At 46.0% G+C, this 16,932-nt stretch carries 17 protein-coding genes and 3 pseudogenes; 18 read left to right on the top strand and 2 right to left on the bottom strand.

What is annotated here, in order from left to right:
* Window positions 1-6: 6 nt before the first annotated feature.
* The 11 genes and pseudogenes from JT739_RS00915 to JT739_RS00865 all read left to right on the top strand — a co-directional run bounded on the left by JT739_RS00915 (window position 7) and on the right by JT739_RS00865 (window position 6,866).
* Window positions 7-958 (top strand): annotated as a pseudogene (locus JT739_RS00915) (amidoligase family protein).
* A 60-nt stretch (window positions 959-1,018) separates the two neighbouring features.
* On the top strand, window positions 1,019-2,341 hold the full coding sequence (locus tag JT739_RS00910) for a phage portal protein (protein ID WP_237659211.1): 1,323 nt from the start codon (window positions 1,019-1,021) through the stop codon (window positions 2,339-2,341).
* Window positions 2,280-3,017 carry a head maturation protease, ClpP-related gene (locus JT739_RS00905; RefSeq protein ID WP_237659210.1) on the top strand — a complete coding sequence of 246 codons (738 nt, stop codon included), beginning with the start codon at window positions 2,280-2,282 and terminating at the stop codon, window positions 3,015-3,017. Before JT739_RS00910 ends, JT739_RS00905 begins: the two co-directional genes overlap by 62 nt.
* A 13-nt stretch (window positions 3,018-3,030) precedes the next feature.
* Entirely contained in the window at window positions 3,031-4,233 is a 1,203-nt protein-coding gene (locus JT739_RS00900) for a phage major capsid protein (protein ID WP_237659209.1), read from the top strand.
* A 21-nt stretch (window positions 4,234-4,254) separates the two neighbouring features.
* Window positions 4,255-4,563, top strand: coding sequence for a head-tail connector protein (locus JT739_RS00895; protein WP_004400079.1), 309 nt, complete (start codon window positions 4,255-4,257; stop codon window positions 4,561-4,563).
* 2 nt (window positions 4,564-4,565) lie between these two features.
* Entirely contained in the window at window positions 4,566-4,901 is a 336-nt protein-coding gene (locus JT739_RS00890; protein WP_237659208.1) for a head-tail adaptor protein, read from the top strand.
* 16 nt (window positions 4,902-4,917) lie between these two features.
* Window positions 4,918-5,349 (top strand): HK97 gp10 family phage protein, encoded by a 432-nt coding sequence (locus JT739_RS00885; RefSeq protein WP_014256681.1) that lies wholly within the window; start codon window positions 4,918-4,920, stop codon window positions 5,347-5,349.
* Window positions 5,346-5,690, top strand: coding sequence for a hypothetical protein (locus JT739_RS00880; RefSeq protein WP_003516028.1), 345 nt, complete (start codon window positions 5,346-5,348; stop codon window positions 5,688-5,690). The genes JT739_RS00885 and JT739_RS00880 overlap by 4 nt, the downstream gene beginning before the upstream one ends.
* Window positions 5,691-5,695: 5 nt before the next feature.
* Window positions 5,696-6,295 carry a major tail protein gene (locus JT739_RS00875; RefSeq protein WP_014256680.1) on the top strand — a complete coding sequence of 200 codons (600 nt, stop codon included), beginning with the start codon at window positions 5,696-5,698 and terminating at the stop codon, window positions 6,293-6,295.
* Window positions 6,295-6,678, top strand: a complete 384-nt coding sequence (locus JT739_RS00870; protein ID WP_003516030.1) for a hypothetical protein — start codon at window positions 6,295-6,297, stop codon at window positions 6,676-6,678. The genes JT739_RS00875 and JT739_RS00870 overlap by 1 nt, the downstream gene beginning before the upstream one ends.
* A complete protein-coding gene (locus JT739_RS00865) occupies window positions 6,675-6,866 on the top strand; it encodes a hypothetical protein (protein WP_370642541.1) in 192 nt (63 codons plus the stop codon). Before JT739_RS00870 ends, JT739_RS00865 begins: the two co-directional genes overlap by 4 nt.
* 48 nt (window positions 6,867-6,914) lie before the next feature.
* Here JT739_RS00865 and JT739_RS00860 read toward each other — a convergent pair whose 3' ends face one another.
* Both JT739_RS00860 and JT739_RS00855 read right to left on the bottom strand, forming a co-directional pair.
* Window positions 6,915-7,319, bottom strand: coding sequence for a putative toxin-antitoxin system toxin component, PIN family (locus JT739_RS00860; RefSeq protein WP_237659206.1), 405 nt, complete (start codon window positions 7,317-7,319; stop codon window positions 6,915-6,917).
* On the bottom strand, window positions 7,316-7,588 hold the full coding sequence (locus tag JT739_RS00855) for an AbrB/MazE/SpoVT family DNA-binding domain-containing protein (protein ID WP_004463997.1): 273 nt from the start codon (window positions 7,586-7,588) through the stop codon (window positions 7,316-7,318). Before JT739_RS00855 ends, JT739_RS00860 begins: the two co-directional genes overlap by 4 nt.
* Window positions 7,589-7,713: 125 nt before the next feature.
* On the opposite strand from JT739_RS00855, the pseudogene JT739_RS00850 reads away from it, so the two are divergent.
* The 7 genes and pseudogenes from JT739_RS00850 (at window position 7,714) to JT739_RS00815 (ending at window position 16,883) form a co-directional block, all read left to right on the top strand.
* Window positions 7,714-9,899, top strand: a pseudogene (locus JT739_RS00850) (phage tail protein).
* A 13-nt stretch (window positions 9,900-9,912) separates the two neighbouring features.
* A complete protein-coding gene (locus JT739_RS00840) occupies window positions 9,913-10,686 on the top strand; it encodes a distal tail protein Dit (RefSeq protein ID WP_237659203.1) in 774 nt (257 codons plus the stop codon).
* 4 nt (window positions 10,687-10,690) lie between these two features.
* Window positions 10,691-13,213 (top strand): phage tail spike protein, encoded by a 2,523-nt coding sequence (locus JT739_RS00835; protein ID WP_237659202.1) that lies wholly within the window; start codon window positions 10,691-10,693, stop codon window positions 13,211-13,213.
* Between the two features lie 10 nt (window positions 13,214-13,223).
* Window positions 13,224-13,418 carry a hypothetical protein gene (locus JT739_RS00830; protein WP_003520677.1) on the top strand — a complete coding sequence of 65 codons (195 nt, stop codon included), beginning with the start codon at window positions 13,224-13,226 and terminating at the stop codon, window positions 13,416-13,418.
* A gap of 67 nt (window positions 13,419-13,485) precedes the next feature.
* Window positions 13,486-13,755 carry a hypothetical protein gene (locus JT739_RS00825; protein WP_023062528.1) on the top strand — a complete coding sequence of 90 codons (270 nt, stop codon included), beginning with the start codon at window positions 13,486-13,488 and terminating at the stop codon, window positions 13,753-13,755.
* Window positions 13,756-13,834: 79 nt separating this feature from the next.
* A pseudogene (locus JT739_RS00820) lies at window positions 13,835-14,418 on the top strand (hypothetical protein).
* Window positions 14,415-16,883 carry a glycosyl hydrolase family 18 protein gene (locus JT739_RS00815; RefSeq protein WP_370642538.1) on the top strand — a complete coding sequence of 823 codons (2,469 nt, stop codon included), beginning with the start codon at window positions 14,415-14,417 and terminating at the stop codon, window positions 16,881-16,883. Before JT739_RS00820 ends, JT739_RS00815 begins: the two are co-directional and overlap by 4 nt.
* Window positions 16,884-16,932: the final 49 nt, after the last annotated feature.

Raw genomic sequence — 16,932 nt, 5'->3', positions numbered from 1 at the left:
GGCCTAATGTACACTGCCAAAGGGCAAAAAACACAGAGAAAGCGAGGAGAAAGCGCAATGCTTACAACGAGATTTGGAATCGAGGTAGAATTGACGGGGATTACAAGAAAACAGGCGGCAAAAACTGCAGCAGCTTTTCTTGGAGGAAGGATTGAATCCAGTGGAGATTATTACGATACCCAAAAGGTTATAGCACCGGATGGACGGATATGGAAATTCATGAGCGACGGGCATCCGGACTCAGAAAAAGGAAAGCGGCCGGATTGTAGCGGCAGGCCGGGAATATAGTGTCGAGTTGGTAAGTCCGATACTGACATACCGCGAAGATATTGAAACCCTGCAGGAGTTGATAAGGGGGCTTCGCAAGACTGGAGGTTTTGCAAACACAAGCTGTGGAATTCATATCCATATAGACGGGGCAAACCACACGCCGCGAAGCATTCGTAATTTTATCAACATTATCGCCAGTAAGAATGACCTTTTCTATAAGGCATTGCAGATTGCACCGGACAGGATGCGGTTTTGCAAAAAGATGGATGCAGCACTGGTTGAGAAGATGAACCGGCGCAAGCCCAAAACCATGGCGGCGATTGAAAGTATATGGTACGAAGGTTACAGCGAAAGCCGAAGCACCCATTACCACAATAGCAGGTACCATTTTTTGAACCTGCACAGCTTTTTTAATGGCAATGGGACAATTGAGCTTCGAGGCTTTAACAGCGAACTTCATGCGGGAAAAATTAGAAGCTACATAGTGCTTGCCCTTGCGTTAAACCATCAGGCGTTAACGCAAAAATGCGCTTCCAGCAAGAAACCACAGGTTGAAAATGAGAAGTTTGCCATGCGGACATATCTCAACCGCATAGGACTTATTGGTGATGAGTTCAAAAACTGCCGGGAGCATCTTTGCAAACACCTTGATGTAACGCAGCATGGCGGTTTCGGGCAGCATAGATAGACAAGCGCAGGGGTAGATCTCCGCCTCTGCCTTGGTAAATACAAGGGGGCTGTTGATTATATGAGTGTATTTTCCCGTTTGTTCAAAGCAAGGGACAAGCCGAAAAACAGCCTGTTCGGTAATGCATATAGCTTTTTCTTCGGCGGCACATCCAGCGGAAAGGCTGTCAATGAGCGGACTGCTATGCAGACAACTGCAGTGTATGCCTGTGTAAGGATACTTGCAGAAGCCATCGCCGGGCTTCCGCTTCATGTGTACCGCTATAAAGAAGACGGTGGCAAAGAAAAAGCGTTGACCCACCCGCTCTATTATTTACTCCATGACGAACCAAACCCTGAGATGACTTCATTCGTGTTCCGAGAAACACTGATGAGTCATCTTCTTTTATGGGGAAATGCTTACGCTCAAATTATTAGGGATGGTTCCGGACGAGTGCTGGCGCTTTATCCACTTTTGCCAAACAAAATGACGGTAGACAGGGCTCCAAACGGAGAACTGTTTTACACTTATCGGCGCGACAGTGATGAAAGCAGGGTAAATCCGAAGGCAGGCCTTATATACCTGCAAAGTGACGAGGTGCTTCACATCCCAGGACTCGGTTTTGACGGTCTTGTAGGATACTCCCCTATTGCTATGGCCAAGAACGCCATAGGCATGGCTATTGCCTGTGAGGAGTATGGTGCATCCTTTTTTGCCAACGGAGCAAATCCGGGTGGCGTTCTGGAACATCCCGGCGTATTAAAGGATCCGGCAAAGGTGCGGGAAAGCTGGAACGCTGTTTATCAAGGAAGTGCCAATGCTCATCGCATTGCAGTTCTGGAAGAGGGAATGAAGTTTCAACCAATCGGCATTCCACCCGAACAGGCACAGTTTTTAGAGACAAGAAAGTTTCAGATAAATGAAATTGCCCGGATATTCCGAGTACCTCCCCATATGGTTGGAGATCTTGAAAAGTCAAGCTTTTCAAACATCGAACAGCAATCTCTGGAATTCGTTAAATACACGCTTGACCCGTGGGTGGTGCGTTGGGAACAGGCTCTCCAAAAAGCGCTGCTTTTACCATCAGAGAAGCGGGCATACTTTGTCAAATTCAATGTAGATGGCCTTCTGCGCGGTGATTATGCAAGCCGCATGAATGGTTATGCTGTAGCTCGCCAGAACGGCTGGATGAGCGCAAATGATATCCGCGAGCTTGAGGACATGAACCGGATCCCGGCGGAGTTGGGCGGAGATCTGTATCTTGTTAACGGTAACATGAACAGGCTTGCCGATGCAGGTGCATTTGCAGGCAAAAACAATGCTGAAACGGAGGGATCAAAAGTTGAACAAATCACAAAAACAAAAACCGGTTCGCCGCTTCTGGAACTGGATACAAAACGATGATGGCAGCCGGACATTATATATTGACGGCCCAATAGCTGAAGAAAGCTGGCTGGGAGACGAAGTAACTCCCAAGCAGTTCAAATCAGAGCTGTTGTCCGGAGAGGGTGATATAACGATCTGGATCAACAGCCCTGGCGGAGATATATTTGCAGCTAATCAAATTTACAACATGCTTATGGATTACAAAGGCAAAGTGACGGTAAAGATTGACGGTATTGCAGCCAGCGCCGCTTCGGTCATAGCTATGGCCGGAGGTGACGTCTTTATGTCACCAGTCAGCATGATGATGATTCACAACCCTATGACAATAGCCATCGGTGATACAGAAGAAATGGAGAAAGCTATCGCAATGCTGGAAGAAATAAAGGAATCCATAATCAATGCTTATGAGCTTAAAACTGGACTTTCTCGAGCAAAAATATCGCACCTTATGGATGCCGAAAGCTGGTTTAATGCAAGAAAAGCGGTGGAACTTGGCTTTGCCGATGGCATCTTGTTTATGGAAAATGAATCATTTCCATCTGAATTTGAAGTATCAGGAGGAATGATCTTCAGTAGGCAGGCAGTAACAAATTCCATCCTGCAAAAGCTTAAACCCAAAGAAAAACCAAAAGAAAAACCAAAAGGAACACCAATTGAGTCGCTTGAAAAGCGGCTTTTTTTATTAAAACCGTAAGGAGGATTTGATTATGAGCAAAATACTGGAACTGCGTGAAAAACGCGCGAAAGTATGGGAAGCTGCTAAAGCTTTCCTCGACAGCAAACGCGGGAACGACGGACTGCTTTCACCGGAGGATACCGCGACTTATGAAAAAATGGAAGCCGAAGTTATTGCGCTGGGCAAAGCAATAGAGCGTCTTGAGCGTCAGGCTGCCATAGATTTGGAACTGTCAAAACCGTTGAATATTCCTATTACAGACAAACCCACTTCCATATCTGGCAACAATGAAAAAACCGGACGTGCCAGCGATGAGTACAGGCAGTCTTTCTGGAATATGATGCGCGGCAGGCGCAAATATGACGTACACAACGCGCTGCAGATTGGAGAAGACACCGAAGGTGGATATCTTGTTCCCGACGACTTTGAGCGTACTCTTGTGGAAGCACTGGAGGAGGAGAATATCTTTAGGCAGATTGCCAATGTTATTACCACGTCCAGCGGTGACAAGAAAATTCCTGTGGTGGCAAGCAAGGGTACTGCATCCTGGGTGGATGAGGAAGGCCAGATTCCCGAAAGCGATGACTCCTTTGCACAGGTATCCATCGGCGCATATAAGCTGGCTACTATGATCAAGGTGTCAGAGGAATTGTTAAACGACAGTATATTTAACCTTGAACAGTATATAGCCAAAGAATTCGCCCGCCGAATCGGAGCAAAAGAGGAGGAAGCATTTTTTATCGGTGACGGATCTGGCAAGCCAACCGGTATCTTGGCAGATAACGGCGGTGGCGAGATAGGAGTAACTGCGGCGAGCGCAACAGCCATTACCCTTGACGAGATCATGGACTTGTTCTACAGCCTAAAGTCTCCGTACCGCAGGAACGCTGTATTCATTATGAATGATTCGACAATTAAAGCTATAAGGAAGCTCAAAGACAACAACGGTCAGTATCTCTGGCAGCCTTCTGTAACTGCTGGAACACCGGATACTATCATCAATCGTCCAGTTAAAACTTCTGCATTTATGCCTGCCATTGCCGCTGGAGCAAAAACGATTGTATTCGGCGATTTTTCTTATTACTGGGTGGCAGACCGTCAGGGCAGGGTTTTTAAGCGGCTTAATGAGTTGTATGCTGCGACCGGACAAGTTGGATTCATGGCAACCCAGCGTGTAGATGGCAAGCTGGTACTGTCTGAAGCAGTCAAGATACTGCAGCAGAAATCAGCTTAATGAAAACGGAGGTGCTGCGGCATGGAACTTTTGGAGAAGGTTAAAGCAAACCTCATATTGCAGCACAGCGAAGATGACGCACTTTTACAAGAGTATATCAAAGCCGCAGTGGCCTATGCGGAAAGTTACCAGAAAAAGCCGGAAGGATATTATGCCGAAAACCCCATGCCGCCTACTACTGAGCAGGCTGTCATTATGCTGTCGAGCCATTTTTATGAAAGCAGGGATGGCTCGACTGCTGGCTTTTTTGGGGATAGTGTGCAGGCAGGACAGCAGGTATGGAATACAGTTAATCTATTGCTGCGGCTTGACCGGGATTGGAAGGTGTAAATATGGGCCTTGGGAAAATGAAAACTTTCGTGGACATTATCTCAGTCAAGCCGGTTAAGGATAGTGAGGGTTTTACTGAAAAAGGTGATGTCATTCTTGCTTCGGTAAGGGCATACAAGGAAGACAGGCATGGCAGTGAAAAATGGGCAAACAGGGCGGCGTTTTCGCAGGCGTCTGCCCTGTTCCGCTTCCGTAAGATACCTAACCTGGAAGTTACCACAGATCTTGTACTCGTTTGCAGCGATGGCAGGTACAACATTATCAGTGTAGAGGATGTGAAGGGACGCGGAATGTATGTTGAGGTGCTTGCGGAAAAGGTGAAATCAAGCAAAGCATAAAAGGAGGGGCTGCAACGTGGCTAAGGTGGAAGTTAAAATGCCGGAAGAGTTCTTGCTCAAGTTATCCAGACTTGGAGAAAGAACAGACGAAATCATACCTAAGGTGCTGGAAGCAGGCGGGGAAGTGGTTCTTTCAAAAGTGAAGTCCAATCTTCAGTCAGTTATCGGGAGCGGCACTAAATATCCGTCCAGAGCAACCGGTGAATTGGTAAATGCTTTGGGATTATCTCCTGCCAAACAGGACAGGGATGGAAACCACAACATAAAAATCGGCTTTACTGAACCAAGGAAGGATGGGGAAAGTAATGCGAAGATTGCTAATATTATTGAGTACGGCAAGTCCGGGCAGCCTCCAAGGCCCTTTTTGAAACCGGCAAAATCAGCTACAAGGAAGTCCTGCATCGAAGCAATGAAGTCAAGACTGGAACAGGAGCTGGGTCGTATATGAGCATATTGTCAGAATTAAACTCGTTATTGGATGGTTTGGGTATCCCCATTGAAACCGGGGTATTTAGCGGTGTACCGCCAGATGAGTACCTTGTCATTACTCCGATGACAGATACATTTGAAGTTTTTGCAGACAACCGGCCTCAGGTAGAAACCCAGGAGGTAAGGTTGTCTTTATTTATAAAGGGAAACTACACTGCCCGTAAAAACGAAATAGTGAACACATTGCTTCAAGCAGGCTTTACCATTACCGACAGGCGGTATATAGGCCATGAGGACGATACCGGCTATCACCACTATGCCATTGATGTGGCAAAAGAGTATGAAGTAAAGGAGGAATGAAAAACATGGCCACAATCGGACTGGACAGGTTATATTATGCCAAAATAACTGAGAATGAAAACGGAGAAGAGACATACGCCACGCCTGTTCCGCTGGCTAAGGCTATTACGGCAGAGCTTTCTGTGGAGCTGGCAGAGGCGACACTTTATGCCGATGACGGGGCGGCAGAAGTGGTCAAGGAATTTCAAAGCGGCACCCTGACTCTTGGTGTTGCAGATATCGGAGTAGACGCTGCTGAGGTTTTGACGGGAGCCACTCTTGATGACAATAAGGTGCTGATTTCTGCCAGTGAGGATGGAGGCGCACCTGTGGCAATCGGCTTTAGAGCCAAGAAAGCTAACGGCAAGTACAGGTATTTTTGGCTTTACAGGGTTAAATTCGGAATCCCGGCTACAAATCTCCAAACGAAAGGTGATAGCATTACCTTTTCGACACCCACCATTGAAGGGACAGTCATGAGACGTAACAAACCAGATGGCCAGGGAAAGCACCCTTGGAAGGCAGAGGTCAGCGAAGACGATCCCGGTGTATCGCCTGAAACTATTACCGGCTGGTATACGGAAGTTTATGAGCCGGTATTTGCTGTGGGAGGAGGCAGTGAATGATGCAGGATAATGACAGAAGCGCGATTATCAAAATCGGCGATGAAGAATATCAGCTTATTCTAACCACTAAAGCGACAAAGGAGATTGCAAAAAGGTACGGCGGTCTTGAAAACCTCGGCACGAAACTGATGAAAACCGAGAACTTCGAGATGGCTCTTGACGAAGTGGTATGGCTGATTACACTGCTGGCTAACCAGAGCATTTTGATACACAACCTCAAAAATCAGGATAAGCGTGAACTCCTGACTGAAGAGACAGTGGAACTTCTCACATCTCCCTTGGAACTGGCAGCATATAAAGACGCTATCATGGAAGCAATGTTCAAGGGTACCAAAAGAAACGTTGAAAGTGAGGATGACTTAAAAAACACACCGGCCGAGTGAGCGATGAGGAATTGTTCACTCGGCTTTTATATTACGGCACTGTTCAGCTTAATCGTTCAGAGGAAGAAGTATGGCTCATGCCTGTTGGATACCTGCTTGATTTATGGGAGTGCCATAAGCAATTTTTAGGTATTTCCAAACCGAAGCGAGAGCTGACAATTGATGATGTGATACCTTATGGAATATAAGCAGCAAAAAAGCAGGGTGGCTGTAATCCCTGCTTTAAAAAGCTGCTTTTATTCCATTTGCAAAAACTCTGCCGCTGTTACGATCTTTGGGTTTGTTATGCCGGATTCAAGGAAATCTCTGTCTCCGGTTACAAGCACGTCAGCTTTTGCCGCAATGGCCGCCCTGAGTATTGGCCTGTCGGATGCGTCCCGGACAAGCACCTCATCCGACACGTCTACTGCGGGAGTTGGAACAACTTCAAGAACAGTAAGCGCAATCGCCAAAAAGCGTTCAAGCGCCTGGATCTTATGGGGGAATTTCCGGTTGTATACCCGGCGAAGCTCATCGATGTTTTGATCGCAAACCATACCGTGGTTAGGGTGTGTTACAGCTTTAATGTACGCCTGATAAGGCGTTCCTTCGCTGCTCAAAGAAGCGGAGATCAGGATATTGGTGTCAATTAACACTCTCATAGCCCTTCAATCTCCGCGCGGACGTCCTTCACCAGATCCATAACATCGTCATCATTGCGGATCCCGGCTTTTTCCGCTTCGCCCTCCATTTCCTTTTGCAGCATTTTCATGGCGTAGACAGCGGAATTCATAAGGATAACCCGGTCTTCCTCGCAAATGAGGGTGACGCGGTCTCCAGTGGAAAGGCGAAGTTTGGAGCGGATATCTTTTGGCAGCGTGATCTGGCCTTTTGCCATTACCTTTGCATTATCAACTATGGGAACGTTCATGCTGAATCCTCCTTTTTTGGATTTGAAAAGCAGGAAATTCCCTACTTTCCCTACTATTAGTATATGCCAAACCGCATTGAAATACAATAGACTTTTATAATTTTTACTCGAAGGGAGGCGGTCATGTGGCAGACAATTTTGGCTTGAAGATCGGGATTGAAGGCGAAAAGGAATTTAAAAACGCCATTCGTGAGATCAATCAAAGTTTTAAGGTACTGGGTAGCGAAATGAACCTGGTCGTATCTCAGTTCGACAAGCAGGATAAGTCAGTTGAAGCTGTTACTGCAAGAAACAAGGTGCTTAACAAAGAGATCGAATTGCAGAAAGAAAAAATAGCTACTTTGGAGAAAGCCCTTGCCAATGCCGCCTCATCTTTCGGAGAAACCGACAGACGTACTCAGTCGTGGCAAATACAGCTTAATAATGCAAAAGCCGAACTGAACAAAATGGAGCGCGAGCTCGAACAGTCTGCTGAAAGTGCAGACGAGCTTGGGGACGAATTGAAGGAAAGTGGAGACAATGCCGAAAAATCCAGCTCGAAATTTGAGAAGCTGGGCAGCGTTCTTAAAGGTGTTGGCGCGGCTATGGGTGCTGCAGCGGCCGCAGCGGGCGCGGCTGCCATCAAGCTGGAAAAAGAGGTCGTGGAGCAGTTTGGTGAGCTTGAGCAGAACCTTGGCGGTTCTGAAGCTGTGTTTGGAGAATATGCTGCACGTATCCAAAAAACGGGAGAAGAAGCCTACAAGAATCTGGGCTTGTCCCAATCCGAGTACCTTGCCACCGCCAACAAAATGGGCGCACTGTTTCAGGGTGCTGGTGTCGATCAGCAAAAAAGTCTGGAACTTACTGAGAAGGCCATGCAACGGGCGGCAGATATGGCTTCGGTTATGGGCATTGACATGCAGACTGCCATGGAATCCATCGCTGGCGCAGCCAAGGGTAACTTCACCATGATGGATAATCTGGGTGTCGCCATGAACGCCACTACCATCGAAGCTTATGCTCTTGCAAAAGGACTGGACTTTGCATGGAATAGCGCAACCAATGCCGAAAAGGCCGAGATTGCCATGCAGATGTTTTTAGAAAAAACCGAACAGTATGCTGGCAACTTCGCAAGAGAGTCTACCCAGACCATCAGCGGTTCCATTGGTCTTTTACAAGCCTCTCTAAGTTCGTTTATAGCAGGACTTGGCAATGCGAACGCTGATATGACGAACCTAACACAAAATCTTGTGGATGCCTTTCAGGCTGTAGTTAAAAATATCGTACCGGTTTTGGAAAATATAGTGGCCGCTCTGCCGGAGGCAACCGGTGCGATTATCTCAGCAGTCAAAGATCTGCTTCCCGTGCTGTTGCAAACTGTAACTGAATTGTTCTCTCAGGTGCTTCAAACTCTCTTGAGCCTGCTGCCGGAGCTGATTCCAGCAGCAGTAGATGCGGTCATGACCATTGTCGGAGCACTCATTGATAACCTGCCTTTACTCATTGATGCAGCGGTGCAGCTAATCACAGCGTTGGTAATGGGGCTTGGAGAAGCATTACCGGAGCTAATTCCAGCAGCGGTTCAAGCAGTGATTACCATTGTGCAAGGGCTGCTGGATAATATGGACAAAATCCTTGAAGCTGTTTTACATTGATTCAGGGACTGGCGCAGGGACTTTTAAATGCATTGCCAGAACTAATTGAAGCACTGCCGAGGATAATTACAACAATCATTGACTTTGTGACGAACAATATGCCGAAGATCATAGAATTGGGAATTACGCTTATCGTACAGCTTGCTGCCGGGCTTGTGAAAGCCATTCCAGAACTAGTAAAGTCTTTACCTCAGATTGTTGCGGCTATTATAGAAGGTTTGGGCAAGGCGGTTGTTTCAGTGGTTGAGATTGGTAAGAACATTGTAAAAGGCATCTGGGAAGGTATTAAAAGCCTTGGTAGCTGGATTAAGGATAAGGTTTCCGGTTTCTTTTCCGGTATTGTTGATGGAGTAAAGAATTTTCTTGGAATCAGATCTCCGTCCACTGTTTTTGAAGGTATTGGCGGCAATATGGCACTGGGTATTGGTGAGGGATTTGACAAGGCTATGGCCAGAGTGGCAGACGATATGCAAAATGCAGTGCCGACAGATTTTAATATATCTCCTGATATTAGTGTAAGTGGAAGAGGTGGATTTAGCGATTTAGCTTCTGGGCCGCTTGTTGTGGTGCAGCAGATGATTGTTCGTGGTGAAGAAGACATACGTAGGATTTCACAGGAGTTATATAACCTGATGCAGACAGGTTCAAGGGCGCAGGGACGTTTTATAACAGCGTAATGGAGGGAAACATATGGGATTTATCTACAATGGAATATCGTCGCAAAGTATGAAAATACGAGCAAGACTTACCAAATGGCAGGTCTCCCCTGCCCTGCGCAATTCCTTTGAAACTGTGCCGGGCAAAGCAGGTATTGCAGATTTTGGCTGCGACATATCAGAACGAAACATAATAATTAGCTGTAGTGTGCTTCCCCAGCGCAGTTTTGCCGATCTTGTATCGGTTCTTGATAATGTTGCAGAATGGTTAAATCCGGAAAACGGGCTTAAGCAACTTGTTATAGATGATTTGCCCGACCGATATTTCATGGCTCGCTTATCAGAAGCGGTTGACTGTGAGCGGATATTGCGGACAGCGGGCAGCTTTGAACTTCGGTTTGTTTGTCCCGACCCGTATGTTTACGCGTTGGAAGATGAGATATTTGTTCTTTCTGAAACAGGTCTGCATGAGTTGGAGAGGGTTAAAGGAAATGCGGATTCCAATCCGGTTTATCTCTTGAAGGGTTTGATATCAACGTCCTCATCAAGCTATATTTCGCTTATTACAAACGGCGAGGAATTGCTAATTGTTGGCTCATTATCTGAAGGTGAAACTCTGATTGTCGACTCCGGCATGGTAACAGCTAAGGTTATTGATGAAACAGGCCGAACCTTGAGAAATGGTCTTCCCAGCCTGCAGGATCTGAATTTTCCAATTCTCAGGAAAGGTGTTAATCATATTGAGATTGCCGCAGAAAACGCGACCTTTACTGAGTTAAAAATACAGGCAAAAAGCAGATGGAGGTGATAACATGGCGATAAAATCAATCCTGACAAACCAAGAGGATTTTACCGGTGAGTTTCCTGTAACATCAAGGACGTCTGCTTTATGGCGATTTAATGAAAAAACACCAGACGAAAATCTTCAGCTTATAGACTCATCGGGACATGGCAGACATTTTACCATCTCCGGCTGGTCAGGGACATCGGCAAACCTTATTGCTGGAAGATTCGGAAGATACTTCAGGCAAAATATTGTTAATCCGACTTCTGAAAAGACCCATCTTATAGCAGAAAATGATGGGAGTTTCTTTAGCAATCTGGGCGAAAAGATTGTTGTAGGCGGTTGGATTAATCCTACCACCTATTCGGTCGGCCAGACATATATACCCATATTCAATACACGCCAAGGACCTGGTCAGCCAATTCTTTATGTTTCACTTTATCAAGGAAGACTTAGGCTGATGTTGTATAACTCCTCCGGCACACTAATCTACGACCAGAGTGAAACAGCTACCATTACCTTGAAAAACGGCGGCTGGTACTTTATTGCCTCCATCATTGAAGTAAACAACAAAAAGGTACAGAACATCATATGCGATCGCAGCGACGGGGCAACCTGGGTGTCGCCTGTGCGTTCCTTTTCGGGAGAGCTGAATCGGGAATGTATAGCAGACATTATTATGGGGATGCATGCAAATACCTACTACTATGCCGGAGGCTTCGACGACTGGTTTCTGGAAACGGACTCACAGCTTACAGCTGATGATTTGCTGTTATATTTTAAGTCGTCTTTACATGCAAACGGTGGGGATGCGTCTTCGGATGTAGATGCTTTGGCAGAGCCTGGCGCAGTCACCCTTAAAGCAACAGATGGCGAGTATCCTGCAAGTGGCGTACTTTATACAAGGGCGGTTCCATGTGCATTATCGGGCAGCGGTCGTGTAGCTGTCGTAAGCGAATATACTGCAGGTGTTACTTCAGTGTCTTTAGTAGAGACCAGCACAAGCGATGATCTTGAAGAATGGTCTGCATGGCAGGCTGTGGGAACCAGCGGTGAACTTCAATCGCCAAATCGGCAATATATAAGGTTCCGTGTTACCCTTACCAGCAGCGATCCGTTGAGGACGCCAAAACTTCTGGAAATACAGCTTCATGATATACCGAAAGCGCCCTATGAGAAATTAGGCTTTGCCCGTCCTGTGATTTTGGACAAAAACGGAGCATGGGAAGCTGTTCTTGAAAATGCCTTTGATATCATTGTCACTGGTGAGGTGAACGGCGCGGATACGCTGGAATTCAAGCTTCCGTTCCATGATCCAAAAAGAAGCACACTGGAAAATGAAAAACAAGTGCAAATCGTAAATGACATTTACCGGATCCGAACCTTAACGGACAATAAAAGCGAAGATGGGCGTGTTATTACGCAAGTATATGCTGAAGCGGTATTTTACGATCTGTCTTTCAGTGCGGAAAAAGAACCTAGAGAATTCAATGCAGATACTGCAGATGTTCCGATGCAATATGCACTTTTGGGTACAGGCTGGACAGTAGGAAATGTTACAGTCACTACGAAACGGACATGGCAGTGTACAGAAAAAAATGCCTTATCCATCCTTCGCGCCGTACAGAATATTTATGGCGGCGATCTGGTGTTTGACAGCGCCAACCGTCAGGTACACCTTTTGACTTTTAGTGGTACTGATAGCGGAGCGCTTTTTTCATATAGAAAGAATTTGAAAAGTATTCAGCGGGTAGTCGATACACGCGAATTAGTGACAAGGCTCTATGCTTATGGAAAGGACGGATTGACCTTCGCTTCAATTAATGGAGGTAAGGCATACGTGGAAGATTACACTTTTTCCAGTGAAGTGAGGGTGTCGACGCTTGATTGTTCGTCGTTTACGAATCCGTATCAGATGTTGGAATATGCAAAAATGCGGCTTGCAGAATATTCGAAGCCTCGCGTCTCTTATGTACTGTCTGCAATGGATTTATCTGCGCTAACCGGTTATGAGCACGAAGCATGGAAACTGGGTGATATTGTTACAGTGGACGATAAAGAACTAGGCCTTTTGGTAAAGACTCGTGTTGTGAGAAGGCAGTATAACTTGCAGGAGCCATGGAAAACAGTGATTGAGCTTTCAACTAAACTGCGGGAACTCGGCGATTCTTCAGCACAGTGGGACAAGGCAGCGGATGCGCTGTCCTCAGCAGAGTTGATAAACCGTCAGGAAATTAAAGATATGGTACCATTCAACCATCTGCGCAATTCCAGAGCGGATGATGGTTTTGCCTACTGGGTCAATTCCGGCTTTGAAGTGGATACTGAGAATGGTGTTTCGGGAACTGCTTCCTTCAAGGCTGTTGGTGTACCTGGTATGACAAAGAGTCTGTCACAGACGGTATACCCAGCAACACGCAAAAGTTATACATTTTCAGCGCAGATTGCTTCCGAAAACCTTGAAAAGGGCGAAAACGGCCAAGTTGGTGTTGAGATAGTCATTGAATACGAGGACGGTACAACAGAAACAAGATTTATAGACCTGATTTGAGGGTGATGATATGGCATATTTCAATCAGATTGCACACAGTATTTCTCCCAAAAGTATCAGCAGAGTCAAATCTATCACCATCAGGCTGTGCGTCACTGACTGCACCGGCACAGTGTACTTTACAGACTTATTGCTTCAGGGCGGTTCGGTTTCCACCGGATGGATCGGGCATGTATGCGAAATACAGTGGACATTAGACGGATAAATAGGAGCAGGAGGTATTAATATGGTATAATTTGTTTGATTTATATCTTTGAAAGGATGTGCCGAAGTTGGATAATAATAAAATTAAACAGTTTCCAATAACATATTCACAACGCCGAAAAAACTCCCTTGGACCATTGCATGTAGAATGTCAAATCTCTGGGAGGTATTTAAAGTTTTACAAAAACTCATCGATGTTACAAGGTGGCGAATTCATTACTCTGGATGTAATGGCGACGCCTACTGAAGATGGGAAAGCATCAAAAAAGATATGTCAAATGATTGTAACGAGAGAAGATTTAATAGAAGCTTTAAATAATATAACTCCTAAAGAATAAGGCATTGTAAAAAATTAATCCAGTTTTGTTATAAGAGATCGCATCAGCGGTCTTTTTTATTTTATCTGGAGTGTTGACGATGGCAAAAAACAGCTTTATCAGGTTCGCAGAAACGTTAATGATTAAGAAAGAAATGCGCGTGGTCAGTATCACAGTTCGTCTGATGATCACAGATTGTACCGGAACTATATATTTCACCGACCTGCAGCTTCAGGATGGAGATCAGTTGACGGGCTATACCGTCCACACGAGCAAAATGTTAACGAAAATGCAGGAAAACGGGCAGCCAGTTCCGCCCCGGCATTATAACGGTGTGGTGCGAACAGCGGAGACTGTAATTTTATTCAACCTGGGTAAAACTTCTGCTGGTCTTGACTGCTATATCTATCCTATACAGTATATGGCCGCAGGAAGTATTGAAATATCCCAAGGTATGGGCGCGCATAAGGTAAAGTTTCTTGACCCGGTTAATGCAGGCGATGAGCTGACACTCAAGGCTTCCACCCGCCAATGCCTAAAAAACGGAGTCAGACTCCTAAGGATGGGTTTTATCAATATTCTGCGGCATGGGACAGCAAACATACAGTGAAACTGGAAGAGAGAAAATCGGCGCGGGTGCTCTTTGAATTTCAGGAGATGCAGGAAGGCGGTGACCGGTTGTGAGGGATTTCTTAAAAGGCAAACGTTGCATGGTGTGGAGTTTTATGGGTAATGCCCGAATGTATGAAGCACTTAGAGACTACGGCGACCGCTTTGATACGGTAGGCATTTTTACTTTTGAGGTTGACGCAACAGGCACAATCACTGAAACCGGTACCAGCATCAGCAGCATGCTTCCGTATATTCAGAAATGGCCGCACATTAAGTGGCTGCTCACTATTATGAATCATGGAATAGCCAATATTTTTACTGCACTTCGCAACAACGAAAACGGTGCAAAGGATAAGTTTCTCACTGAAATCATCCGAATAATGAACAAGTATCCATGGTGCGCTGGGGTAGATATTGACCTGGAGCGCGGCGGCGGTTATGAAAACAAGGATGCGGCGAATGCACTATTTAGGGATATATACAATACAGTTAAGTCTTATGATGCAACAAAGCTTGTCAACATCTGCCTGCCTGGTATGACCGGCGTTCAAGGCTCGGTGGGCGGTGAAAACTGGTGTGTTTATGCCGATCTTAACGACTATTGCGATACCGCCGCCATCATGAGCTATGGCATGGCATGGGCGGGCTCTGCTCCCGGCCCAGTATCTCCTCGTGACTGGCTTGAGGGCATATATGATTATGCTGTTTCCGTTATGTCACCCGATAAGATATTCATGGGTTTGCCTGCTTATGGCTGGAACTGGAGGATTCATGATACACCTGAAAACCTTGGAATAACCTATCGAGGGGTGTCTAATACCTACTATGCGGCAAAATACTGGATGACTGGGGTTTACAATTTCACAGGCGATGCACCGCCCCAGCCGTTTATTCCAATTGTGGCTTACTGGGATGACTATAACAAAGTACCTTGGGCTCTTCCTCATGTATATGACTATATGGAAGGGTGGGATGCTATATCCTGGGAATATCCGCTGCTAAAAGGGGTTTATAACAGGCGAAGATATTTGACAAGCTATGGCAAGGAGCAGAAAGCGGAGTTCGGAACCATTTATATTGACAGGAACGGAGTTCCGGATGAATACGAAGGAAATGTCATTATTACTGATGAGATGGCCTCACTTGGAGATGACCAGGCGTCAGCAGAGTACCGTTTTGAGATAAGAGAAGCGGGATATTACGATATTGCAGTACAGCTTTGCTTTCCTTACTGGGACAAAAATGCGATTATCGTTTCCCTTGATGGTGAATCAAAGACTTTCAGCGAGAACCGTTTATGGTGGCCATACTGGAGAAGGCTTTGCTGGTTGACACTTGCAAAAGGTGTATTTCTCCAAGAGGGAACGCATGCTGTCAGCATAAGCGGTGGTGTGCCGGGAGTCCAGTTTTACGGTTTTAGGGTTTGCAGTGGATTTTCGGAGTATCCCTTTGCCGGTGAAGCCAGCTTTATGCTCTCTCCTCGTCGGTTCAAGGATGTAAATGGTGTGATGGTTGAGCCGGATCGAGGTTTTAAACTGACCTTTGAAATGTTGCGAAGAAAACCCGACTCGGCGCTTATTTGGTATGAGGATTTTCGGGACAGGAACATCCTGCCTGAAAATTACTTGACTGTGTTGGACGGCGAATGGGATGTTTGGCAAGAGCCAGACAGCACAGAAAGTCGCCCATATTCCCAGCTCGAGGGATATGGCAAACTTGCATGGAAATACGACGGGTTTTCCGATGTTCATATCCGGGCAAGGCTGGCTTTCCCTCAAAATAGCAGTGGACGGGCTGGGGTGTTCCTTGGAGATATTTTCTGCTGCTTAAATTATGACACGCAAAGAGTCGAGATTTATCAAGGTAATTCCTTGCTTGGTAGCTACTCCACCAGTTTCTCAAAAACTGCAGATGCCGATCTTCGTGCTAATCCGAATATGTATACTATAGAGATGCGAAAACGCGGCAATAAGGTAAGAGTATATTCAGGTGCAGCTTCAACCCTGCGTTTCACAGTGAATGTAAACGGTGGTAGTGGTTATGCAGGGTACAGCTCGGACAACCGGACGGTATCCGAGCTACTGAGACTGGGCGATGCATGGGTATATGAACCATACGAGCGTTTTGATGTGGAACTCCCGGATGGAACTATAACCAGCTTTGGCAGGCTTGCTCGCACTGGTGTCACGTGGGATGATGAATTTCAGGTGTTTTCAGTAAATAACGATGTGGAAGAATCGATAACTCGCAGTGAGGACATTTCGATGGACTATGACTTCTTCCACTCACAACTTTTGGCTCTTTCTTGCGGTAATGACTATAAAGTAAAGATTATACCGAAAGACATCAATATCTGGATATCCCGTCTCTTCCTCGGAGATGCAGATGGTTTTTCTATTCTGTATTATCAGGATGTGGACAGCCTAGTTTACTGGGCAAATGAAGAGGCTTATCGGTGGAAACTGCGAGGTATAGCCATCTGGTCTCTTGGGCAGGAGGATATGCGGTTGTGGGAGGCGCTTCCGAAGCAAATATAGGTTAAAAGTTTTATATATTCAGCGCTTTGCTTTAAGGCAGGGCGCTTTT

This window comes from Tepidanaerobacter sp. GT38 (genome assembly GCF_021991635.1).
Classification (GTDB): domain Bacteria; phylum Bacillota; class Thermosediminibacteria; order Thermosediminibacterales; family Tepidanaerobacteraceae; genus DTU063.
The sequence above is the reverse complement of the archived record's forward strand: the minus strand, read 5'-3'. Positions and strand labels throughout refer to the sequence as shown.